The 21,009-nt window shown below is 58.4% G+C and carries 20 protein-coding genes; 14 read left to right on the top strand and 6 right to left on the bottom strand.

Annotated elements, in window-relative coordinates; genetic code table 11:
• The first annotated feature begins 103 nt into the window (after window positions 1-103).
• Window positions 104-994 carry an AraC family transcriptional regulator gene (locus tag F8N12_RS06210; protein ID WP_150579670.1) on the top strand — a complete coding sequence of 297 codons (891 nt, stop codon included), beginning with the start codon at window positions 104-106 and terminating at the stop codon, window positions 992-994.
• Between the two features lie 182 nt (window positions 995-1,176).
• On the opposite strand, the gene F8N12_RS06205 is transcribed toward F8N12_RS06210, so the two are convergent.
• The gene (locus F8N12_RS06205) at window positions 1,177-2,841 is read right to left on the bottom strand and encodes an electron transfer flavoprotein-ubiquinone oxidoreductase (protein ID WP_150579669.1); all 1,665 of its coding nucleotides are present in this window, start codon (window positions 2,839-2,841) and stop codon (window positions 1,177-1,179) included.
• 547 nt (window positions 2,842-3,388) lie between these two features.
• Here F8N12_RS06205 and F8N12_RS06195 point away from each other — a divergent pair.
• The 10 genes from F8N12_RS06195 (at window position 3,389) to F8N12_RS06150 (ending at window position 13,259) form a co-directional block, all read left to right on the top strand.
• A complete protein-coding gene (locus tag F8N12_RS06195) occupies window positions 3,389-4,138 on the top strand; it encodes an electron transfer flavoprotein subunit beta/FixA family protein (protein WP_007942046.1) in 750 nt (249 codons plus the stop codon).
• Window positions 4,139-4,140: 2 nt separating this feature from the next.
• Window positions 4,141-5,070 carry an electron transfer flavoprotein subunit alpha/FixB family protein gene (locus F8N12_RS06190; RefSeq protein WP_150579667.1) on the top strand — a complete coding sequence of 310 codons (930 nt, stop codon included), beginning with the start codon at window positions 4,141-4,143 and terminating at the stop codon, window positions 5,068-5,070.
• 357 nt (window positions 5,071-5,427) lie between these two features.
• The gene (locus tag F8N12_RS06185; RefSeq protein WP_150579666.1) at window positions 5,428-6,252 is read left to right on the top strand and encodes a substrate-binding periplasmic protein; all 825 of its coding nucleotides are present in this window, start codon (window positions 5,428-5,430) and stop codon (window positions 6,250-6,252) included.
• 9 nt (window positions 6,253-6,261) lie between these two features.
• Window positions 6,262-6,618 carry a DUF4398 domain-containing protein gene (locus tag F8N12_RS06180; protein ID WP_150579665.1) on the top strand — a complete coding sequence of 119 codons (357 nt, stop codon included), beginning with the start codon at window positions 6,262-6,264 and terminating at the stop codon, window positions 6,616-6,618.
• Window positions 6,615-7,427, top strand: coding sequence for an OmpA family protein (locus F8N12_RS06175; protein WP_150579664.1), 813 nt, complete (start codon window positions 6,615-6,617; stop codon window positions 7,425-7,427). Before F8N12_RS06180 ends, F8N12_RS06175 begins: the two co-directional genes overlap by 4 nt.
• A gap of 390 nt (window positions 7,428-7,817) precedes the next feature.
• Window positions 7,818-9,257 (top strand): PLP-dependent aminotransferase family protein, encoded by a 1,440-nt coding sequence (locus F8N12_RS06170; protein WP_150579663.1) that lies wholly within the window; start codon window positions 7,818-7,820, stop codon window positions 9,255-9,257.
• An 89-nt stretch (window positions 9,258-9,346) separates the two neighbouring features.
• Window positions 9,347-9,820 carry a translation initiation factor 2 gene (locus F8N12_RS06165; protein ID WP_150579662.1) on the top strand — a complete coding sequence of 158 codons (474 nt, stop codon included), beginning with the start codon at window positions 9,347-9,349 and terminating at the stop codon, window positions 9,818-9,820.
• A 161-nt stretch (window positions 9,821-9,981) separates the two neighbouring features.
• On the top strand, window positions 9,982-10,236 hold the full coding sequence (locus F8N12_RS06160) for a YkgJ family cysteine cluster protein (protein WP_150579661.1): 255 nt from the start codon (window positions 9,982-9,984) through the stop codon (window positions 10,234-10,236).
• Between the two features lie 42 nt (window positions 10,237-10,278).
• Window positions 10,279-10,881, top strand: coding sequence for an START domain-containing protein (locus F8N12_RS06155; RefSeq protein WP_150579660.1), 603 nt, complete (start codon window positions 10,279-10,281; stop codon window positions 10,879-10,881).
• A gap of 284 nt (window positions 10,882-11,165) precedes the next feature.
• Complete coding sequence (locus F8N12_RS06150) at window positions 11,166-13,259, top strand: LTA synthase family protein (protein WP_150579659.1); 2,094 nt, start codon at window positions 11,166-11,168, stop codon at window positions 13,257-13,259.
• A gap of 63 nt (window positions 13,260-13,322) precedes the next feature.
• Here F8N12_RS06150 and F8N12_RS06145 read toward each other — a convergent pair whose 3' ends face one another.
• Window positions 13,323-13,481, bottom strand: a complete 159-nt coding sequence (locus F8N12_RS06145; RefSeq protein ID WP_174602692.1) for a DUF3309 family protein — start codon at window positions 13,479-13,481, stop codon at window positions 13,323-13,325.
• 277 nt (window positions 13,482-13,758) lie between these two features.
• Here F8N12_RS06145 and F8N12_RS06140 point away from each other — a divergent pair, with 277 nt between their 5' ends.
• From F8N12_RS06140 to csrA, 3 genes are all read left to right on the top strand, one after another.
• Window positions 13,759-14,574 (top strand): SDR family oxidoreductase, encoded by an 816-nt coding sequence (locus F8N12_RS06140; protein WP_150579658.1) that lies wholly within the window; start codon window positions 13,759-13,761, stop codon window positions 14,572-14,574.
• Window positions 14,575-14,638: 64 nt separating this feature from the next.
• A complete protein-coding gene (locus tag F8N12_RS06135) occupies window positions 14,639-14,971 on the top strand; it encodes a YnfA family protein (protein WP_150579657.1) in 333 nt (110 codons plus the stop codon).
• Between the two features lie 136 nt (window positions 14,972-15,107).
• The gene (csrA, locus tag F8N12_RS06130) at window positions 15,108-15,293 is read left to right on the top strand and encodes a carbon storage regulator CsrA (protein ID WP_150579656.1); all 186 of its coding nucleotides are present in this window, start codon (window positions 15,108-15,110) and stop codon (window positions 15,291-15,293) included.
• Window positions 15,294-15,297: 4 nt separating this feature from the next.
• On the opposite strand, the gene F8N12_RS06125 is transcribed toward csrA, so the two are convergent.
• From F8N12_RS06125 to F8N12_RS06110, 4 genes are all read right to left on the bottom strand, one after another.
• The gene (locus F8N12_RS06125) at window positions 15,298-15,525 is read right to left on the bottom strand and encodes a YheU family protein (protein WP_010461751.1); all 228 of its coding nucleotides are present in this window, start codon (window positions 15,523-15,525) and stop codon (window positions 15,298-15,300) included.
• A 228-nt stretch (window positions 15,526-15,753) separates the two neighbouring features.
• On the bottom strand, window positions 15,754-16,944 hold the full coding sequence (locus tag F8N12_RS06120; protein WP_150579655.1) for an osmoprotectant NAGGN system M42 family peptidase: 1,191 nt from the start codon (window positions 16,942-16,944) through the stop codon (window positions 15,754-15,756).
• A gap of 335 nt (window positions 16,945-17,279) precedes the next feature.
• Window positions 17,280-19,028 (bottom strand): N-acetylglutaminylglutamine synthetase, encoded by a 1,749-nt coding sequence (ngg, locus tag F8N12_RS06115; protein ID WP_150579654.1) that lies wholly within the window; start codon window positions 19,026-19,028, stop codon window positions 17,280-17,282.
• A 3-nt stretch (window positions 19,029-19,031) separates the two neighbouring features.
• Window positions 19,032-20,804 carry an N-acetylglutaminylglutamine amidotransferase gene (locus F8N12_RS06110; RefSeq protein ID WP_150579653.1) on the bottom strand — a complete coding sequence of 591 codons (1,773 nt, stop codon included), beginning with the start codon at window positions 20,802-20,804 and terminating at the stop codon, window positions 19,032-19,034.
• Window positions 20,805-21,009: the final 205 nt, after the last annotated feature.

Genomic DNA, 21,009 nt, shown 5'->3' with positions numbered 1-21,009 from the left:
GCCTAATCCTCCGGGATGTGCCTTTGATTGGTCGCAATGGCCAGCAGACCTGCGATGATGTTTTCATGCCTTATTCCATGACTTTTTCAGTGCAGGGTTTTCCATGTTGTTGACCCGTCATCTCGACGCTAATGCCACGTTGGTTTCCTTGGTCCAGCCGCTGACTACGCGCGACGGTTTCGCCCCGACCGCCTTGCCGGGCGTGCAGGTATTGCGTGCCAGTTGCGATGTCGCGCGTGGACCGCAGATCTATGAACCAAGCCTGGTGATCATCGCCCAAGGCAGCAAACTGGCGTACCTGGGCCCGCGAACGCTGGAGTACGGCGCCGGGCATTATCTGATTCAGGCATTGCCGGTGCCTTTTGAATGTGAAACCTTCGCCGCGCCAAATGGGCCGATGCTGGGGGTGTCGATCGCAATTGATCGGGTGCTGCTGGGCGAACTGGTCTTGGCCATGGGCCTGGCGCCGGGGCGGAATATTCAGGCACAAACACCCGAGTCGATGACCTCGGCCGTGCTCGACGATGCCATGCGCGGTTGCGTGGAAAGGTTGTTGCGCTGTCTGCACGATCCGCTGGAATGCCAGATTATGGGTCAGGCCCGTTTGCGCGAATTGCTATTTGTCGCGTTACGCGGGCCGCAAGCGGATGTGCTACGGGCGCTGGTGGAGCAGCAAGGTCAGTTCGCGCGGATCGCCGCGTCGCTGAACCATTTGCATGCGCATTACACCGAACCGCTGAACGTCGAGACGCTGGCCAGTTGCGCCAACATGAGTGCGTCCACCTTTCACGAGCATTTCAAACGCAGCACGCTGCTTTCGCCGGTGCAGTATTTGAAGCGCTTGCGCTTGCTGAAGGCGCAGACCCTGTTGGTCGCAGAGGGCCTGGGCGTGGCGCAGGTGGCGCATCGGGTCGGGTACCAGAGCACGTCGCAGTTCAGCCGCGAGTACAAGCGCTATTTCGAGCGTAACCCCGGCGATGAGCGCGCTGCCTGAGTTGGCAATGGTTTCTCTGTAGGAGCTGCCGCAGGCTGCGTTCTTTTGACTTTGTTTTTGAAAGCAAGATCAAAAGATCGCAGCCTGCGGCAGCTCCTACAGGGGGATTTGTGGTGTGTGGCTTGAATCCCGGGCAACAAAAAGGCCCCCATTTCGGGAGCCTTGATGTTCAGGCGTTCAACTTACATGTTCGGGTAAGTCGGGCCACCAGCACCTTCCGGTGCCACCCACGTGATGTTCTGCGCAGGGTCCTTGATGTCGCAGGTCTTGCAATGAACGCAGTTCTGGGCGTTGATCTGGAAGCGCTTCTCGCCGTCTTCCTTGGTGATCACTTCGTACACGCCGGCCGGGCAATAGCGCTGGGCGGGCTCATCGTAGAGCGGCAGGTTCTTGCCGATCGGGATGCTCGGGTCGGTCAGCTTCAGGTGGCAGGGCTGTTCTTCTTCGTGGTTGGTACCGGAGATGAATACCGAGCTGAGTTTGTCGAAGCTGAGCTTGCCGTCGGGTTTCGGGTAATCGATCTTCTTGCAGTCAGCCGCGAGCTTGAGGCAGGCGTAATCCGGCTTGTTGTCGTGCAGGGTGAACGGCAGTTTGCCGCCGAAGATGTTCTGATCGAGCCAGTTGAAACCACCGCCGACGATAGCGCCATACTTGTGAATCGCCGCCCCGAAATTACGGCTGGCGAACAGTTCGTCATAGAGCCAGCTGTTCTTGAACGCGTCGACGTAAGTGGTCAGTTCTTCGGTGCCATCTTTCTCGGCAAACAGTGCCTCGGCCACCGACTCAGCGGCCAGCATGCCTGACTTCATCGCGGTGTGGCTGCCTTTGATCTTGGCGAAGTTCAGTGTGCCAAGGTCACAACCGATCAACGCGCCGCCCTTGAAGACCATTTTCGGCAGCGAATTCAGGCCGCCTTTGCAAATGGCGCGAGCGCCGTAGCTGACGCGCTTGCCGCCTTCGAGGTATTGCTTGAGCACCGGATGATGCTTGAGTCGCTGGAACTCGTCGAACGGCGACAGGAAGGTGTTGCTGTAGGAAAGATCGATGATCAGCCCCACCACCACCTGATTGTTTTCCAGGTGATACAGGAAAGAACCGCCGGTGTTTTCGTTACCCATGATGTCCAGCGGCCAACCGGCCGTGTGCACCACCAGGCCTGGCTGATGCTTGGCCGGGTCGATGTCCCAGATTTCTTTCAGGCCGATGCCGTAATGCTGGGCGTCGGCTTCGCTGTCGAGATTGAAGCGCTTGATCAATTGCTTGCCGATGTGCCCGCGGCAGCCTTCGGCGAACAGCGTGTACTTGCCGCGCAATTCCATGCCGGGGGTGTACAGGCCTTCTTTCGGATGGCCTTCGCGGTCAACGCCCAGATCGCCGGTGATGATCCCGCGGACCACGCCGTTCTCGTCGATCAGCGCTTCCTGAGCGGCAAAGCCCGGGTAGATTTCCACGCCGAGGTTTTCCGCCTGTTGCGCCAGCCAGCGGCACAGGTTACCCAGGGAGATGATGTAGTTGCCTTCGTTGTGCATGGTCTTGGGCACGAAGAAGTCAGGAATTTTCTGCGCGCTTTCGGCGTTTTTCAGCACGAAAATGTCATCGCGGGAGACAGGTGTGTTGAGTGGCGCGCCGAGTTCTTTCCAGTCCGGGAACAACTCGTTCAGTGCGCGGGGTTCGAACACCGCACCGGAGAGGATGTGAGCACCGACTTCGGAGCCTTTTTCGACCACGCAGACGCTGATTTCCTTACCGGCTTCGGCGGCCTTCTGCTTCAAGCGGCAGGCGGCGGAAAGACCAGCGGGGCCGGCACCGACGATGACCACGTCGAATTCCATGTATTCGCGTTCCACAGGCTATCTCCTACTCAAGGCTCAACAGTTTTTTTTCTAATTGGAGGTTCGGTGTCACATCCATGAATTCCCGCGCAAGGCGCGGAACAGGACAATCGAGTGACCACCTTTCTCTCTGGGTGGCGCATTATATCTACACCACTCTCAGGGTCCAATACAAACGTTTGTTTGAATCGGCTCCAGCCCAGAGAAATCAAAGTCACGCGGCTTATGAACGGCTATTTTGCCGTATTGACCGGAATAGGCGTTCCGGTCAAGATACGGTCGGTTTTGCGCTCGCCGTAGGCTGACTGCAGGCTTCAAGAGCACCTCTAAAGACAGGGCAATGGCAGTACAAGGTGATGCGCAGTGCAGGATTGGCTCGCAGTTTACACGCCGCGACGGGGGATGACTTGTCAGTCACTGCTGACGAACGGTCATCACCATCATGAGCGGTGATCACTTGAAACGAACGCCGGCGTTTTTAGAGGTGCCCTTGCGCCGATGAGCATCAAACCGCCAGGTTCGCCCAGGCGACTTCTTATCACCGGAGAGTAACGAGGAATCCATGAAGGTTCTTGTAGCTGTCAAACGCGTTGTGGATTACAACGTCAAGGTTCGCGTCAAAGCGGACAATTCCGGCGTCGATCTCGCCAACGTCAAGATGTCGATGAACCCGTTCTGCGAAATCGCAGTGGAAGAAGCCGTACGCCTGAAAGAGAAAGGTGTTGCGACTGAAATCGTCGTCGTCTCCATCGGCCCGTCCACCGCTCAGGAGCAACTGCGCACCGCGCTGGCTCTGGGTGCCGACCGCGCCATCCTCGTTGAATCCGCTGAAGATCTGACGTCCCTGGCGGTTGCCAAACTGTTGAAAGCCGTTGTCGACAAGGAACAGCCGCAGCTGGTGATCCTCGGCAAACAGGCAATCGACAGCGACAACAACCAGACCGGCCAGATGCTTGCGGCATTGAGCGGCTACGGTCAGGGCACCTTCGCTTCGAAAGTCGAAGTGTCCGGCGACAGCGTTGCCGTGACCCGCGAAATCGACGGCGGCGCGCAGACTGTTTCCCTGAAACTGCCAGCTATCGTCACCACCGACCTGCGTTTGAACGAGCCGCGCTACGCGTCCCTGCCAAACATCATGAAAGCCAAGAAGAAGCCTCTCGAAGTGCTGACTCCGGACGCTTTGGGCGTTTCCACCGCTTCCACCAACAAGACCGTCAAAGTCGAAGCGCCGGCCGCACGCAGCGCAGGCATCAAGGTCAAGTCGGTGGCTGAACTGGTCGAGAAACTGAAAAACGAAGCGAAGGTAATCTAATCATGACTATCTTGGTAATCGCCGAACACGACAACAAAGTGCTGGCCCCTGCCACACTGAATACCGTTGCTGCTGCCGTCAAAATCGGCGGAGACATCCACGTTCTGGTCGCGGGCCAGGGCGCAGGCCCCGTAGCTGAAGCCGCTGCGAAAATCGCGGGCGTGGCAAAAGTGCTGGTGGCTGAAAACGCCGCTTACGAGCACCAACTGCCGGAAAACGTTGCACCATTGGTAGCAGAACTGGGCGCTGGTTACAGCCACATCCTGGCGGCCGCGACTTCCAACGGCAAAAACATCCTGCCGCGCGTTGCTGCGCAGCTGGACGTGGACCAGATCTCCGAGATCATTTCGGTTGAAAGCGCTGATACCTTCAAGCGCCCGATCTACGCCGGTAACGCCATCGCCACCGTTCAGTCGAACGCTTCGGTCAAAGTGATCACTGTACGTGCCACCGGTTTCGACCCGGTTGCTGCTGAAGGTGGTTCGGCTGCCGTTGAAGCCGTAGGCGCTGCGCACAACGCCGGCACTTCGAGCTTTGTTGGCGAAGAGCTGGCCAAGTCCGATCGTCCGGAACTGACCGCTGCCAAGATCGTCGTTTCCGGCGGCCGCGGCATGCAGAACGGTGACAACTTCAAACATCTGTACGCCCTGGCCGACAAGCTGGGCGCTGCCGTCGGCGCTTCTCGTGCTGCGGTCGACGCAGGTTTCGTACCCAACGACATGCAGGTCGGTCAGACCGGCAAAATCGTTGCGCCACAGCTGTACATCGCGGTCGGTATCTCCGGCGCGATCCAGCACCTGGCCGGCATGAAAGACTCCAAGGTGATCGTTGCGATCAACAAGGACGAAGAAGCGCCGATCTTCCAGGTGGCCGATTACGGCCTGGTCGCGGACTTGTTCGAAGCCATCCCAGAGCTGGAGAAGCTGGTCTAATCCAGCTGCTTCACTTATAAAGAGCCCGGCCTTTTGGTCGGGTTTTTTTTTGCCTGTGGAAACGTGCTGGAACGGTTCGAGCTGTGCAGAGCCGTGTAGAGCTGTGTAGGAGCTGAGTGGGAGCTGTGTAGGAGCTGTCGAGTGCAACGAGGCTGCGATCTTTTGTTCTCAAGGATCTAAAGAAAAATCGCAGCCTCGTTGCACTCGACAGCTCCTACATTTCGGAGGCAGACCATTTTGGTGTCGAACCATTTTCAGGTCGAACCATTTCAGGATCGAACCATTTGGGATCAGACCACACAGCGCCTACAGACAGCTTATACAGAATGTTACCTAGGGTTTTGGGAGGGTATTACCATGGATTTGCGTCGAATGTTTGGGTGGTCGTTGCTGCTCGGTCTGGCAGTGTTGCCAACGCTCGCCACGGCTGCAGGCAAGTGCGAACGCCTGGTCGTCACCGGCAGCCCGGATGCGCCGCCTTACCTGTGGCAAGACCCCGAAAATCCGAAAAAGCTGATCGGCGCCAGTGCCGATTTGTTGCAGCAAGTGGCGGGGCAGATGGGGATCAAGGTCGATCTGCTTTACGCCGGCAAGCGTTCGCAGGCGCTCGACGAAGTCCGCAGCGGACGTATGGACATGCTCGCCGATGCCCCGTTGGTCGTGACGGAGCTGGAATCACTCGATTACATCCACCCGCCGTTACTGGAAAACGATTATCTGGTCTGGACCCGAAAGGATTCCGCCCTGGTGTATAACCAGGCCGCCGATCTGCACGGCCATCCGGGTGCCGTGTCGGAAAAGTCTCGAATGACCGCAGAATTTGCCTCGCTCGCCGCGCAGCAATTGACCCTCGTGCGCACGCCAAATCTGACGCAGGCTTTGCAGAAACTGCTCTTGGGCGAAGTGGAGTTTGTTCTCGCGGGCCGCTATTCCGGACGGGCAGCGGCGCAGTCGTTGAGCCTGGCGAATGACCTGATCGCACGTGATCAACCTATCGACCAACCGGGCCTGTTCCTCGCGATTTCGCATAACTCGGCCTGCAACGATCCGTGGTTGCGCGGACAGCTGGCGAAAAAGATGACAGAATTGCCCGCGTCCGGACTGACAGAGGCTGCCCTGCAGCGCAACATCGAGCGCTGGAAACTGCAGCAGCAACAACCTGTCAGTACCCCAAAACAGTAGGGATTTTTAGTGAGTATTCGACCTCTTTTCGCTGCCCTGGCCGTTCTGGCTCTGGCGGGTTGTGCAGCCGATCCGGCGCCGAATGAACAAATTCGCCTGACGGAACAGGCACTCATACAGGCCAAGGCTGTGGGTGCCACCGCCGACGAAGTGCCCGAGATGAAACTGGCCGAACAGAAATTCAGCCGCGCCCAGGGCGACATGACCGACGAATCCTATAAGCACGCCCGTATGCGCGCCGAGCAGGCCGAACTGGACGCGCGCCTGGCCGAGGCCAAAGTTCTGACCCTGAAAAGCCAGGAAAAGCTGAACGTGCTCGACACCCGCATCGCGCGCCTGCGCAAGCAGCTGGGAGACGCCCAATGAGGCTTAAGTCAAAAGTCCTCGGTGGCTTGCTTCTCGCCGGGTGCGTCAGTCTTTACGGTTGTGCCGGGCAATACAGCGAAGAAGCCTTGCAGCAGGCCGGTGCTGACTTCCAGAAGGTAAAGGAAGATTCCAACGTATTGCGCATCGCGCCGAAAGACGTGATTCGTGCGGGTGAGTCGCTGGCGCGCGCTGATCGATTGTCCACCTATTGGGGCAGTGGCTCCGACGTGCAGCATTACGCATACCTGAGCCGACGTTACAGCGAAATCGCACGGGAACACACCAATCAGGCACTCAATGATGAGCGCGCGGCGAAACTCGAACTGGAACGCCAACGCCTGCAATTGGCTTTGCGCGAATCCAAGTTGCTGAGTGTGCAGCAGCAGGGCAAGTGGCTGGAGGAACAGATCCTGGCGATGGCCACTACCCAGACGGATCGTGGCCTGGTGATGACCTTGGGCGACATGTTGTTCGATACCGGCGAAGCAGAGCTGAAAAACTCGGCTAACCGCGTGGTATTGAAGATTGTGCAGTTTCTGCAGCTCAACCCCAAGCGCGTGGTGCGCATCGAGGGCTACGCCGACAGTACCGGTGGCAAGCAGGAAAACCTCAAGCTGTCTCGGGATCGCGCGCAATCGGTCGCCGACGTATTGATGGACCTGGGCGTCGACGACAAACGCATCCAGGTCGAAGGTTATGGCGACGAATACCCGGTGGACGCCAACGCATCCGAACGCGGTCGGGCGCAGAACCGTCGCGTAGAGATTGTGTTCTCCGACGAGAAAGGCCAGCTCGGCGCCGCGCGCTAGGCTCCGCAGGACCGTAGGACCGTCGAACCGTCGAACCGTAGGAGCTGTCGAGTGCAACGAGGCTGCGATCTTTTATTTTCGCCTCGGATCAGGGTGCAGCTGAAAGATCGCAGCCTCGTTGCACTCGACAGCTCCTACAGGTTCGGCAAATGCGGCAAATGCGGCAAATGCAGCAAATCCGGAAGATGCAACAGATCCCTATAAACCTGGCGCCGTCAGACGGCACCGGGTTTTTTTGTGCCTGCGGATTACGCCACAAAAAGCAGTACAGTTTTTGCTGACACTGCACTGTACGGTCGACTATTGTGGCAACTGTCCCCGTACACTTCTAAACTGTTCCGGTAATGTTCCACACAAGAATAAAATGCCCGTGAAATCGAGTGCTGCGTCATGACCAACCTTTTGCTCTACCAACGTATTGCTCAGCAGTTGGCTGAAGACATCCGCCGTGGTGTTTATCAACCGGGCGAGCGCGTGCCCTCGGTGCGCAAGATGAGTTCGCAGCTCAATGTCAGCCACGCGACCGTGTTGCAGGCTTACGCCAACCTCGAGGATCAGGGCCTGATTCGCGCGCGGCCGCAGTCGGGTTACTACGTGCACCAGACGCCGGCCCTGACAGCGCCGACCCCGGACATTGCCCGGGTCGAGCGCCCCGGCCTGGTAACCCGCAGCAGCATCATTCAGCAAGTGCTGGTCGAATCCCGCCGCGAAGGTGTTTTTCCGCTGGGCGCTGCGGTGCCAAGTGTTGATTACCTGCCGGTGCGCGCACTGCACCAGCAACTGGCGAAAGTCACCCGGTTCCATAGCCCGCGTGCATTCAGTTACATGTTCAGCCCAGGTTTTGAACCGTTGCGCCGGCAAGTGGCGATTCGCATGCGCGATGCGGGCGTCGTGGTTGACCCCTCGGAAGTAGTGATCACCCACGGTTGCGTGGACGCGCTGCAAATGTCGCTGCGTGTGCTGACCCGCCCGGGCGACCTGATCGCCGCAGAGTCGCCGACCTATTACGGTCTGCTGCAGCTGGCCGATTTGCTTGGGCTTAAAGTTATCGAGATCCCCAGCGATCCCGCCACTGGCATGAGCCTGGAAGCCCTGCAACTGGCTGCCAATCAATGGTCGATCAAGGCCTTGGTGTTGACCACCCGTTTGAGCAATCCGCTGGGCGGAACCATGCCCGAGGAACGGCAAAAACAGTTGCTGCGCCTGGCATCGGATTTCGACATCCAGATTGTTGAAGACGATATTTATGGCGAATTGATGTTTGAGCAGGGCCGGACCAAGTCGCTCAAGGCTTATGACCGGCTGGATCGGGTGATCTACTGTTCGAGCTTCTCCAAGACCTTGTCGCCAGGTGTGCGGATCGGCTGGATGATTGCCGGCAAATACCAGCAGGAAATCCAGCGCTTGCAGACATTCAGCACGCATTCGGCCTGTAGCGTCACACAAATGGGCATTGCCGCCTACCTGGAAAACGGCGGCTACGACAGGCATTTGCGCTACATTCGCCAGGAATACCGCAAGAATCTCAGCGCGTTTCAGCTGGCGGTGCAGCAGTATTTTCCGGAAGGCACGCAGATGACCCGGCCGACCGGCGGCTTCATTCTGTGGGTCAGTTTGCCGGGACGGGTCAACACTCAGGAATTGCACGTACGAGCATTGCAGCAGGGCATCAGCATCGCGCCCGGGTTGATTTTCAGTAACACCGAACAATTCAACCACTGTATTCGGCTCAATTGCGGAATCCCGTGGAACCGTGAAGCCGAGCGCGCCCTGATGACGTTAGGCATGTTGGCAACCCAGCTGTGCCAGGAAATGGCCGGCGGATTGTGACGGGAAGGACAGGTATTGCCCGTCCGCGCTTGTCTTGTCGCGTGCAACAGGCGAGCATATGGCTATCTGCCGCTCACTTCGTTGGGTCCATGAAAGCGATTTTTCCTGCCGTCTGGTTGTCGATTTGTCTGCTGGTTTCTTTTCAGTCGGGCAGCGTCATGGCGGCTTCCTCCCAGGAAAAACCGACCGCCAGTGCGACGTCGAAAAAACCAGTAACGGCCAAAAAAGTCGCGCCCGCCAAGAAGCCTGCGGCCAAGGTGAAAAAACGCGCGCCGATTTCCTCCAAATCAAAGTCTGCTCGTGAAATTGCCAAGACCAGGTTGCCGCCAGTCCCTATCGATCTGAGTTTACCTGAGGACATGGCCGAAGAACTCAAACCCGAAGGTACCGTGACCATGCCCAGGCGCGAGGCTGTCTTGCCGCAAATGTTCGGCGACAAGGCCGGCAGCGAAGCCTTCCAGCTCAACGGGCGTTTGATCAGCAACGAGATGCAGCTGCAACTGCGCAATGAAGAGCGTCGCGATGTTGAAGGCGCGGCGCTGGAGTTCGAATTCAAGCGCTGATCCATCCTCCGTGACCCATTGACCCCACGCTTTGTCGGAGACTGCTCAGTCACGGCCACCGAACGACAGAATCTGCGCTGAGCCATTTTGAAACCACCGTTTTAGCGGTTACTCTGTGGGCCGTCTTTTTACACATCGCCCATCGCGAGGAGCTCGACGTCATGAAATGCCGTGAAGGCTGTGGCGCCTGTTGCATTGCCCCGTCCATAAGTTCGCCCATCCCTGGAATGCCCCTCGGCAAGGCTGCGGGTGAACGTTGCGTGCAACTGTCAGTCGATAATCTGTGCCGGGTTTTCGGCCTGCCGGAACGTCCTGCCGTGTGTTCGGCATTCGAAGCCGACGTCGAGGTGTGCGGAAGCAGCAATGACGAAGCGATCAGATTGTTGGGCTGGTGGGAGCAGATGACGGCGGCGTGATGTGTTCACCGAACGGAATTTCAATAATAAGGAAAAAACATTATGGGTTCGCTGCATCGTATGGCTGTGCTGTGTGGTTTCACGGTTTTTCTCGCCTCTGCGGCTCAGGCTGAAGACTGGAAAACAGCCAAGGACGAGGAGGGTATCAAGGTATCTCTCTCGGAAGTCGCCGGTTCGCAATACAAGGCGTACCGCGGCGTGACCGTGATGAAGACGACCATGGCCAAACTGCGCGCCTTGCAGGAAGACGTGGCCGGCGCATGTGCCTGGATTCACGAGTGCAAGAGCCAGAAGCTGCTCAAGCACGAAGGCGACCAGAGCTGGACCTACAGCCAGTTCAATACGCCTTGGCCGGTCACGCCACGCGATTCGGTCACCCACATCACCACGGTTGAGGGCTCTGACGGCAGTCTGACGCGCAAACTCGAAGGCGTACCCAAGTATCTGCCTGAAGAGAAAGGTTTTGTGCGCGTTACCCAGGTCGAAGGGTTCTGGAAGTTCGTGCCTAAGGGGGATCAGGTCGAAGTGACCTATCAGGTGCACACCGAACCAGGGGGCAGCGTGCCATCTTGGCTGGCCAACAAGTTTGTTGTAGATGCACCGTTCAATACCTTGAAAGCCTTGAAGGAGCGCGCCGAGAAATAATCGCGATGCTTTTCAGGAAACGCCCCGACATGTTCGGGGCGTTTCTGTTTCAGGCGGGCAGGGCGCTTTATTTTGTTTCGGGATATGCGTTGTACGAAATTTTCACAAAGCCTCCAAGACAATTCGCCCGCGCCGGCAAGCCGGTGAGTAATCAATGGTAATGCCGCAGGTGATCGTGCAACATTTGCGCACCGCGTAAGCCCCGGGGCCGAGAACTGGTCAACAGAGGGCAAGGCGCCGCTGTATTTTTTGCAACTTCAACTTCCAATGGGTCCTTAAACGACATGGCAAACCCGGACGCCCTGAATCAGCAGCGAGCTTCTAGTCGCCTGCTGCAACCGACCGTCAAATCGCATCTGGCCTACACACTGCTGTGCGCCCTGATCATGATGGTGATGTTCAGCCTGCTGCGCCTTGCGCTGCTGGTTTATAACAGTGAAATGATCCTCGACACCCCGGCCTCGACCTTCGTCGAAGCTTTCATCAACGGCCTGCGTTTTGACCTGCGCCTGGTGGTGTACCTGAGCATTCCATTGTTCCTGGCACTGTTCAGTGCGAGGGCCATGGCCGCCCGCGGATTTTTCCGGCTTTGGCTGACAATTGTGTCGAGCATCGCCCTGTTTCTCGGCCTGATGGAGATGGATTTCTACCGCGAATTCCACCAGCGTCTCAACGGCCTGGTGTTCCAGTACGTGCAGGAAGACCCGAAAACGGTCATGAGCATGCTCTGGTACGGGTTTCCGGTGGTTCGTTACCTCTTGGCATGGGCCTTTGGCACATTGATTCTGACCCTCGCGTTCAAAGGTGCCGACCGCGCTACCCGTCCGCGTGGTCCGTTTAGCGGTGGCAGCATCGGCGCGCGCCAGGTCGCCCCGTGGTATGCGCGCATCGCGGTGTTTGTGGTCTGCCTGTTGATTTGCGTGGTCGCCGCTCGTGGCACCCTGCGTCAGGGACCACCGCTGCGCTGGGGTGATGTCTACACCACCGATTCGAACTTCGCTAACCAGTTGGGCCTGAACGGCACGCTGTCGCTCGTCGCAGCTGCCAAGAGTCGATTCTCGGAACACCGCGACAACGTCTGGAAATCGACCATGCCGCAGCCTCTGGCGCAGCAAACCCTGCGCGACAGCCTGCTGACGCCGAGCGATACGCTGGTTGATCCCGATACGGCAGCAGTACGGCGCAATTTCACGCCGAATGCCGACAAGACATTGCCGATTAAAAACGTCGTCGTGATCCTCATGGAAAGCTTCGCCGGACATTCGGTCGGTGCCTTCGGACGTCCCGGCAACATTACCCCGTACTTCGACAGCCTGGCGAAAGAAGGCCTGCTGTTCGACCGCTTCTTCTCCAACGGCACGCACACGCACCAGGGCATGTTTGCCACCATGGCGTGTTTCCCCAATCTGCCGGGGTTCGAATACCTGATGCAGACGCCGGAGGGCAGCCACAAACTGTCCGGGCTGCCGCAACTACTCAGCGCACGTGATTACGACGACGTGTATGTCTACAACGGCGATTTTGCCTGGGACAATCAGTCGGGTTTCTTCAGTAACCAGGGCATGACCAATTTCATCGGCCGTAACGATTTCGTTAACCCGGTGTTCTCCGATCCGACGTGGGGCGTGTCCGACCAGGACATGTTCGACCGGGGCCTGGAAGAGTTGAAAGCCCGCGATGGCAAGGACAAAAAGCCGTTCTACGCCTTGCTGCAAACCTTGTCCAACCATACGCCGTATGCCTTGCCAACGCCGTTGCCGGTCGAGCGCGTGACCGATCGCGGCAGCCTTAACGAACACATGACCGCCATGCGCTACTCCGACTGGGCGCTGGGTCAATTCTTCGAGAAGGCACGAAAAGAACCCTACTTCAATGAAACGCTGTTTGTCATCGTCGGCGACCATGGTTTCGGCAACGAACAGCAAATAACCGAGATGGACCTGGGCCGCTTTAACGTACCGATGCTGTTGATCGGGCCGGGCGTGCAGGAAAAATTCGGTCAGCTGGATCACACCGTGGGAACTCAGGTCGACATCGTGCCGACCATCATGGGCCGTATCGGTGGCGACGTGATCCATCAATGCTGGGGGCGTGACCTGCTGAACCTGCCGGAAGGCGACAAGGGTTTCGGCGTGATCAAGCCTTCGGGCAGTGATCAGACTGTCGCTTATTTGACAGCGGATCGGGTGCTGGTGTTGCCCAAGGACATGCCGCCCAAGCTGTATCAGTACGAACTGGGCGCCAACTCGAAAGGCATGGTGATCCCGTCATCTCCGGATGAAGCCCAACTCAAGCAGAAGCTCGAGTCGTTCATTCAGACGGCGACCAAAAGCCTGATCGACAACACGGCTGGTGTGGTTGACGGCAAGCCGGACTAAGTTTTTACCGCGCAATAAAAAAGAGGCCCTGAACAGGGCCTCTTTTTTTTACTTCCCCAATCTTTATATCTTGCCGAGCAACAGCAGGATCAACAGCACTACCAACACCACACCGATGATACCCGACGGACCATAACCCCAACTTCTCGAGTGTGGGAAGACCGGCAAGCCACCTACCAGCAGGAGGATCAGAATAATGATTAGAATTGTGCCCATGTCTATTTCCTTGTTGGAAGTGTTCTGGAATTGCCTGGTGTCTACTGCCAGCTGGAATACAAATAAGCCAAGCTGCTTACAAACTCCGACTGGTCTGCGGGTTAGAAAATTCCCTTTTTTTTAATGTTTTTCGAAGAATGCGTTATTTCTTTTTAATTGAACTAGTTGCTGCAAGAGCGACTACGGTTTGCGCGGGCCATTCAGCAATCTGATGGAGCGTGGATCGGGCACGCTCCTTCGCTACACTCGACGTATCTTCCCCGGACCAACAAGGCTGTCTGTTATGCAAAACCGCATGATGATCACTGGCGCAGGCTCCGGCCTGGGCCGCGAAATCGCACTGCGCTGGGCGCGCGAGGGCTGGCAGCTGGCCTTGTCGGACGTTAGCGAACCTGGCCTGCAGGAAACCCTGAAAATGGTCCGTGAAGCGGGCGGCGACGGATTTACCCAGCGCTGCGACGTGCGCGACTACAGCCAGCTGACTGCTTTTGCGCAGGCTTGCGAAGAAAAACTGGGCGGCATTGATGTCATCGTCAACAACGCTGGCGTAGCGTCCGGCGGGTTCTTCAGTGAATTATCGCTGGAAGACTGGGACTGGCAGATCGCGATCAACCTGATGGGTGTGGTCAAAGGCTGCAAGGCTTTCCTGCCGTTACTGGAAAAAAGCAAAGGCAAGATCATCAACATCGCATCGATGGCTGCGCTGATGCAAGGCCCGGCCATGAGTAACTACAACGTGGCCAAGGCCGGCGTAGTGGCTTTGTCGGAGAGTTTGCTGGTTGAGCTCAAACAGCAGGAAATCGGCGTTCACGTGGTGTGTCCGTCCTTCTTTCAGACCAACCTGCTGGATTCGTTCCGTGGCCCGACGCCGGCCATGAAAGCCCAGGTTGGCAAGTTGCTGGAGAGTTCGCCTATCAGCGCGGCAGACATTGCCGACTACATCTACCAGCACGTCGCCACTGGCGAATTCATGATTCTGCCGCACGAACAGGGGCGTATGGCCTGGGCGATCAAGCAGAAGAATCCGCAATTGCTCTATGACGAAATGACCAGCATGGCAGACAAGATGCGTGCCAAGGCCAAACAAACCGCAGGCTGAACTTGCCGCCAGGCAATGCTCTGGTTAGGGTGGCCGGCATCGGTCACTCTTGCGGGATGTGCGCATGCTCAATTATCTGTGGTTTTTCCTCGCGGCGCTGTTCGAGATCGCCGGGTGCTTCGCTTTCTGGATGTGGCTGCGGCAGGGCAAAAGTGCCTGGTGGGTTTTACCCGCGCTGCTCAGTCTAACCTTGTTCGCGCTGCTGCTCACCCGAATCGAAGCCGCTTACGCCGGTCGTGCATATGCGGCGTACGGTGGCATTTATATCGTTGCATCGATTGGCTGGCTGATGGTGGTCGAGCGTGTTCGTCCATTGGGCTCGGACTGGATCGGCGTGGCGCTTTGCGTGACCGGAGCGAGCGTGATTCTGCTGGGACCACGGTTTTACGCTGCTTGAAAGGTGAATTGTAAGACGTTTCTTTCGGCGTGCTTCCTCACCACTGTAAGGAAAGACTGTTTTGCGTTCGCAGCATTGAAGCGAGTCAGTCCGCAGGGCATCTTCAGGGTTCAATAACCCTGAAGGACGGATAACGATGCTAGTACTCAGCCGAAATGCGGGTGAAAAAATTTCTATCGGCGATACCATTTCCGTACGCGTCGTCGCGGTCAGCGGGAACAACGTGCGCTTCGGCATTGACGCGCCGGAGGACGTCAATGTGCATAGAGCTGAAGTCTACGAACGCATCCGGGCCAAGAAGGCAAAGGTAAAAAAAACCTGACGCGTCAGTCGAACAAATGTTTGGGCACATCATGTTTGAGCATCAACTGGCATTGCTCGCTGTCCGGGTCGAAGACGATCAGCGCCTGGCCTTTGGTCAGGGCCTGGCGAACGCGCAACACTCTGGTTTCCAGCGGCGTGTCATCGCCGTTGTCGGTGCCGTCGCGGGTAACGAAGTCCTCGATCAAACGGGTGAGGGTGTCGACTTCGAGTTGGTCGTAGGGGATCAGCATTGGGCACCTCGGCTAAACAATGGCGCGATGCTACGGCGAAAGCGCGATTACGGCCAGCCTTCGAGTTCTGTGATGTCCGTTACATCGCCACCGTCGCAATGCCGACAGAGCAGGCTGCGCTCCTACCTTTGACCGGGTCTGCGCCGAGACCCGGCAATGGCGGGAGCGAGCGATGCGGCGATCCGGCTTGCCCGCAAACACCTGTGCTCAGGCAACACGCAACTTCAATCAATCATCCGACCGCTGCCCCACCAAGCTGTCCACCGACGGCACCCGTGTGTCGCTTTCCATTTGCGTATCATGCTCGATCTGGTGACTGAAGCGATCCAGCGAACCCTTGGCCGGTTGCGCATCGCTGGCGAATACCGGCGGGCTCAGGATGTAGGCACCGAGCAGACGGCTGAGCGCGGCGAGGCTGTCGATGTGCGTGCGTTCGTAGCCATGCGTTGCATCGCAGCCGAAGGCGAGCAGGGCAGTGCGAATGTCATGACCGGCCGTGACCGCCGAATGTGCATCGCTGAAGTAGTAGCGAAACAGGTCCCGACGCGCCGGCAAATCATTGTCACTGGCCAGGCGGAGCAGGTGGCGGGACAAGTGATAGTCGTAGGGCCCGCCGGAATCCTGCATCGCCACGCTCACCGCGTGTTCGCTGGAATGCTGACCGGGTGCGACCGGGGCGATGTCGATGCCGACGAATTCACTGACGTCCCAAGGCAACGCCGCTGCGGCGCCACTGCCGGTTTCTTCGGTGATGGTGAATAGCGGATGACAGTCGATCATCAGCTCCTGGCCACTGTCGATGATTGCTTTAAGTGCTGCCAGCAGTGCCGCTACACCCGCCTTGTCATCGAGATGACGAGCGCTTATGTGGCCACTTTCGGTGAACTCCGGCAGTGGGTCAAAAGCAACGAAATCGCCGACGCTGATGCCCAGCGAATCGCAATCGGCACGCGTTGCACAGTATGCGTCCAGGCGCAGTTCGACGTGGTCCCAACTGATCGGCATTTCATCCACGGCGGTATTGAACGCATGCCCGGAAGCCATCAGCGGCAATACGCTGCCACGGATCACGCCGTTGTCGGTAAACAGGCTGACGCGGCTGCCCTCGGCGAATCGACTCGACCAGCAACCCACCGGGGCAAGCGTCAGCCGGCCATTGTCCTTGATCGCGCGAACGGCCGCGCCGATGGTGTCCAGGTGCGCGGACACGGCGCGGTCCGGGCTTTTTTTCTTGCCCTTGAGTGTGGCGCGGATCGTCCCGCGCCGGGTCATCTCGAAGGGAATACCCAGCTCTTCAAGACGCTCTGCGACGTAGCGCACTATGGTGTCGGTGAACCCTGTCGGGCTGGGAATGGCGAGCATTTCCAGGAGCACTTTCTGCAGGTAAGCGAGATCGGGTTCGGGGATTTTGTGGGTCATGGAAACTCCTGATGAGTAAAGAACATCGATGGTTTCGATGAAATGAAGGCGTGCAGGGTTGTGTAGCAGCTGTCGAGGTACGAGGCTGCGTCGGGTTGCGCAGCGGCCCTTTTGAGTCCTGCGGACACGCAACGCAGCCTTCGTGCCTCGGCAGCTGCTACATGGGGCTGCGGCATCTTTAGGACGCAGCCTTCGTTCCTCGGCAGCTGCTACATAGGGCTGCGGCATCTTTACGACGCAGCCTTCGTGCCTCGGCAGCTGCTACATGGGGGCTGCGGCATCTTTAGGACGCAGCCTTCGTTCCTCGGCAGCTGCTACGTGGGGTTGCCGCATCTTTATGAGCCGGCCGCCTGACTGTGCGGAAACAGCAAGTCCACAAACCGTTCCGCCGTCGGCTGTGGTTCGTGGTTGGCCAGGCCGGCGCGTTCGTTGGCTTCGATAAACACGTAGTCCGGTCGATCGGCGGCCGGCACCATCAGGTCGAGACCGACCATCGGGATATCCAGGGCACGCGCTGCACGCACGGCCGCATCGACCAGAGTCGGATGCAGAATCGCCGTGACATCTTCAAGAATGCCGCCGGTGTGCAGGTTGGCCGTACGCCGTACGAAAAGGTGCTCGCCCGCCGGCAAAATGCTGGTGTAGTCATATCCCGCCGCCGCGAGGGTGCGCTCGGTCTCGTGATCCAGCGGAATCTTGCTTTCACCGCTGGTAGCCGCCTGACGACGCCGACTTTGCGCTTCGATCAACGCACGAATCGAATGTTGACCATCGCCCACCACTTCGGCCGGTCTGCGAATCGCCGCTGCGACCACCTCGAATCCGATCACCACAATGCGCAAATCGAGGCCTTCATGAAAGCTTTCCAGCAGCACGCGACTGTCGAACTCCCGCGCAGCTTCGATCGCTTGCTGAACGTCCTCAATCGTGCGCAGATCCACGGCCACACCATGGCCCTGTTCGCCATCAAGCGGTTTGACCACCACCCGTTCATGCTCATCGAGGAACGCCAGATTGTCGTCGCCGTTACCTGCCAGCTGCTGCGCCGGCAGTTTCAAGCCAGCGTTGCGCAGCACTTTATGGGTCAGGCTTTTATCCTGGCAAAGCGTCATGCTGATTGCGCTGGTCAGATCACTCAAGGATTCGCGGCAGCGAACACGCCGGCTGCCGTGGATCAGGGTGAACAACCCGGCCTCAGCATCGTCCACCTGCACTTCGATGCCGCGCCGATGCGCCTCATCAACGATGATCCGCGCGTATGGATTGAACTCGGCTTCAGGGCCCGGGCCAAGGAACAACGGTTGATTGATGCCATTCTTGCGTTTGATGGCGAAGGTCGACAGGTTGCGAAAACCCAGCTTGGCGTAAAGGCTTTTCGCCTGGCGGTTGTCATGCAAAACCGACAGGTCCAGGTAAGTCAGCCCTCGGCTCATGAAGTGTTCGATCAAGTGCCGCACCAGCACTTCACCAACACCCGGTCGTGAACATTGAGGATCAACGGCCAGGCACCACAAGCTACTGCCGTTTTCCGGGTCGTTGAACGCTTTGCTGTGATTGAGGCCCATCACGCTGCCGATGATTGCACCGCTGGCTTCGTCTTCCGCCAACCAGTAAACCGGGCCACCCTGGTGACGCGGGGTCAGCAGGCTGGCGTCGATCGGCAACATGCCACGCGCCTGGTACAGCCGGTTAATCGCCTGCCAGTCGGCGTCACTCTGTGCCCGACGGATGCGAAATCCGCGAAACACTCGAGTGGACTGGCGATAATCGGTGAACCACAGGCGCAAGGTGTCCGATGGATCGAGGAACAGCTGCGCCGGTTCCAGACCGAGAATCTGCTGCGGGGCGGCGACGTACAGCGCTATGTCGCGCTCGCCGGGTCGCTCGTTGAGCAGCTCCCGGGCAAGGGTCGCAGGGTCAGGGAAGGTGTGGCCGATCAGTAACCGGCCCCAGCCGCAATGCACCACTTTCGGTGTTGCGCTCAATTCACTGCCGTCTTCGGCCAGTCGCGCTTGCAAACGTTCGTAGGAGGGCGTCTGACCGCGCAGCAAGCGTTGGCTATAAGCCGTGGCGTGGGGTTTCATCGATCAGATTCCTTGTTCGCTGAGCCACAGGTTCAGCGCAGCCAGCTGCCACAGCTTGGAGCCGCGCAGCGGCGTCAGCTGGCCTTGTGGATCGGTCAGCAGACGGTCGAGCATGGCCGGTTGGAACAGACCGCGATCCTGGCTGGGATCGAGCAGCAGTTCGCGCACCCAGTTCAACGTATCGCCCTGCAAATGCTTGAGGCCGGGCACCGGAAAGTAACCTTTTTTACGGTCGATCACTTCACTCGGGATCACCAGGCGAGCGGCTTCCTTGAGCACTTGCTTGCCGCCGTCCGGCAGTTTGAATTTACCCGGCACTCGCGCCGACAATTCCACCAGGCGGTAATCCAGGAACGGCGTGCGGGCCTCCAGGCCCCAGGCCATGGTCATGTTGTCGACACGTTTGACCGGGTCATCGACCAGCATCACCGTGCTGTCCAGGCGCAGCGCCTTGTCTACTGCGGCATTGGCGCCGGGTTGGGCGAAGTGTTCCTTGACGAAGTCGCCGGCGGCGTCATTGGCGGTCAACCATTCTGGCTGCACGGTGGCGGCGTAGTCGTCGTAGCTGCGGTCGAAAAACGCCTCGCGATACGCTGCATACGGATCGGCGGCGCCATCCACTTGCGGGTACCAGTGATAACCGGCAAACAGCTCATCGGCACCCTGGCCGCTTTGCACTACTTTGCAGTGCTTGGCCACTTCCCGGGACAGCAGATAAAACGCGATGCAGTCGTGGCTGACCATCGGCTCGCTCATGGCGCGGAAGGCCGCAGGCAGCTGCTCGATGATCTCTTTTTCATCGATGCGCAGTTGATGGTGCTGAGTGTTGTAGTGCCTGGCGATCAAATCCGAATACTGGAATTCGTCGCCGCGCTCGCCACCAGCATCCTGGAAACCGATGGAAAAGGTCGACAGGTTTTCCACGCCGACTTCACGCAACAGACCGACCAGCATGCTCGAGTCGACTCCGCCGGAGAGCAGCACGCCGACATCGACGGCTGCACGCTGACGGATAGCCACCGCGTCGCGAGTGCTGTCGAGCACCCGGTCACGCCAGTCTTCGAGGGTCAAATTCATCTCGTCGGCATTCGGGCCGTAAGGCAGAGTCCACCAGGTTTTCTGCTCAGTGGTGCCGTCGGCGTCAATACGCATCCAGGTCGCTGGCGGCAGTTTTTCAATGCCCGCCAACAAGGTGCGCGGCGCAGGGACCACCGCGTGAAAATTCAGGTAATGGTTGAGCGCAACCGGATCAAGCATCGGGTTGATGTCACCGCCCTTGAGCAACGCTGGCAATGCGGAGGCAAAGCGCAGCCGTTGGCCGGTGCGCGACAGGTACAGCGGTTTTACGCCGAGACGGTCGCGGGCAATAAAGAGCCGCTTGGCGTCGCGATCCCAGATCGCGAAGGCAAACATACCGTTCAACTTGGGCAACAAGGCCTCGCCCCAGGCGTGATAGCCCTTGAGCAGCACTTCGGTGTCGCCGCCGGAATAGAACGCATAACCAAGGTTTTCCAGTTCGGTGCGCAGCTCCGGGAAGTTATAGATCGCGCCGTTGAATGCCAGAGACAAGCCGAGTTGATTGTCGACCATCGGCTGCGCAGAGCCGTCCGACAAGTCCATGATTTTCAGGCGGCGGTGGCCCAGGGCAATTGGCCCTTGAGCATGGAAGCCCCACGCGTCGGGGCCGCGCGGTGCCAGGTGATGGGTGATTCGTTCAACGGCTGCAAGGTCTGCAGGTTGATGATCAAAGCGTAACTCGCCAGCTAGTCCACACATAAAATCCTTACCGGTTTTTCCGTTGGGGAGGGCCGTACAATTCAGCGTCAAAAACGCGGGTACTCAGAAACTGACCCACTGAGACCATGGGAGTTTTAGATCGATAAGTAATAAGCAGGCGTGCGCTCTTCGCCGTACAGAGCCAGCACAACGGAGCCCGCCTCGGGTGGTAAATAGTGCTGCCTTGCATTCGAGTACTTGGCCA

The sequence above is a fragment of the Pseudomonas fluorescens genome (genome assembly GCF_902497625.1).
Classification (GTDB): domain Bacteria; phylum Pseudomonadota; class Gammaproteobacteria; order Pseudomonadales; family Pseudomonadaceae; genus Aquipseudomonas; species Aquipseudomonas fluorescens_BQ.
This window is presented reverse-complemented; position numbering and strand designations above follow the sequence as displayed.

Coding starts and splice junctions, on each gene's coding strand:
- F8N12_RS06210 (WP_150579670.1), top strand. CDS start 104: ATGTTGTTGACCCGTCATCTCGACGCTAATGCCACGTTGGTTTCCTTG.
- F8N12_RS06195 (WP_007942046.1), top strand. CDS start 3,389: ATGAAGGTTCTTGTAGCTGTCAAACGCGTTGTGGATTACAACGTCAAG.
- F8N12_RS06190 (WP_150579667.1), top strand. CDS start 4,141: ATGACTATCTTGGTAATCGCCGAACACGACAACAAAGTGCTGGCCCCT.
- F8N12_RS06185 (WP_150579666.1), top strand. CDS start 5,428: ATGGATTTGCGTCGAATGTTTGGGTGGTCGTTGCTGCTCGGTCTGGCA.
- F8N12_RS06175 (WP_150579664.1), top strand. CDS start 6,615: ATGAGGCTTAAGTCAAAAGTCCTCGGTGGCTTGCTTCTCGCCGGGTGC.
- F8N12_RS06170 (WP_150579663.1), top strand. CDS start 7,818: ATGACCAACCTTTTGCTCTACCAACGTATTGCTCAGCAGTTGGCTGAA.
- F8N12_RS06165 (WP_150579662.1), top strand. CDS start 9,347: ATGAAAGCGATTTTTCCTGCCGTCTGGTTGTCGATTTGTCTGCTGGTT.
- F8N12_RS06160 (WP_150579661.1), top strand. CDS start 9,982: ATGAAATGCCGTGAAGGCTGTGGCGCCTGTTGCATTGCCCCGTCCATA.
- F8N12_RS06155 (WP_150579660.1), top strand. CDS start 10,279: ATGGGTTCGCTGCATCGTATGGCTGTGCTGTGTGGTTTCACGGTTTTT.
- F8N12_RS06150 (WP_150579659.1), top strand. CDS start 11,166: ATGGCAAACCCGGACGCCCTGAATCAGCAGCGAGCTTCTAGTCGCCTG.
- F8N12_RS06140 (WP_150579658.1), top strand. CDS start 13,759: ATGCAAAACCGCATGATGATCACTGGCGCAGGCTCCGGCCTGGGCCGC.
- F8N12_RS06135 (WP_150579657.1), top strand. CDS start 14,639: ATGCTCAATTATCTGTGGTTTTTCCTCGCGGCGCTGTTCGAGATCGCC.
- csrA (WP_150579656.1), top strand. CDS start 15,108: ATGCTAGTACTCAGCCGAAATGCGGGTGAAAAAATTTCTATCGGCGAT.
- F8N12_RS06125 (WP_010461751.1), bottom strand. CDS start 15,525: ATGCTGATCCCCTACGACCAACTCGAAGTCGACACCCTCACCCGTTTG.
- F8N12_RS06120 (WP_150579655.1), bottom strand. CDS start 16,944: ATGACCCACAAAATCCCCGAACCCGATCTCGCTTACCTGCAGAAAGTG.
- ngg (WP_150579654.1), bottom strand. CDS start 19,028: ATGAAACCCCACGCCACGGCTTATAGCCAACGCTTGCTGCGCGGTCAG.
- F8N12_RS06110 (WP_150579653.1), bottom strand. CDS start 20,804: ATGTGTGGACTAGCTGGCGAGTTACGCTTTGATCATCAACCTGCAGAC.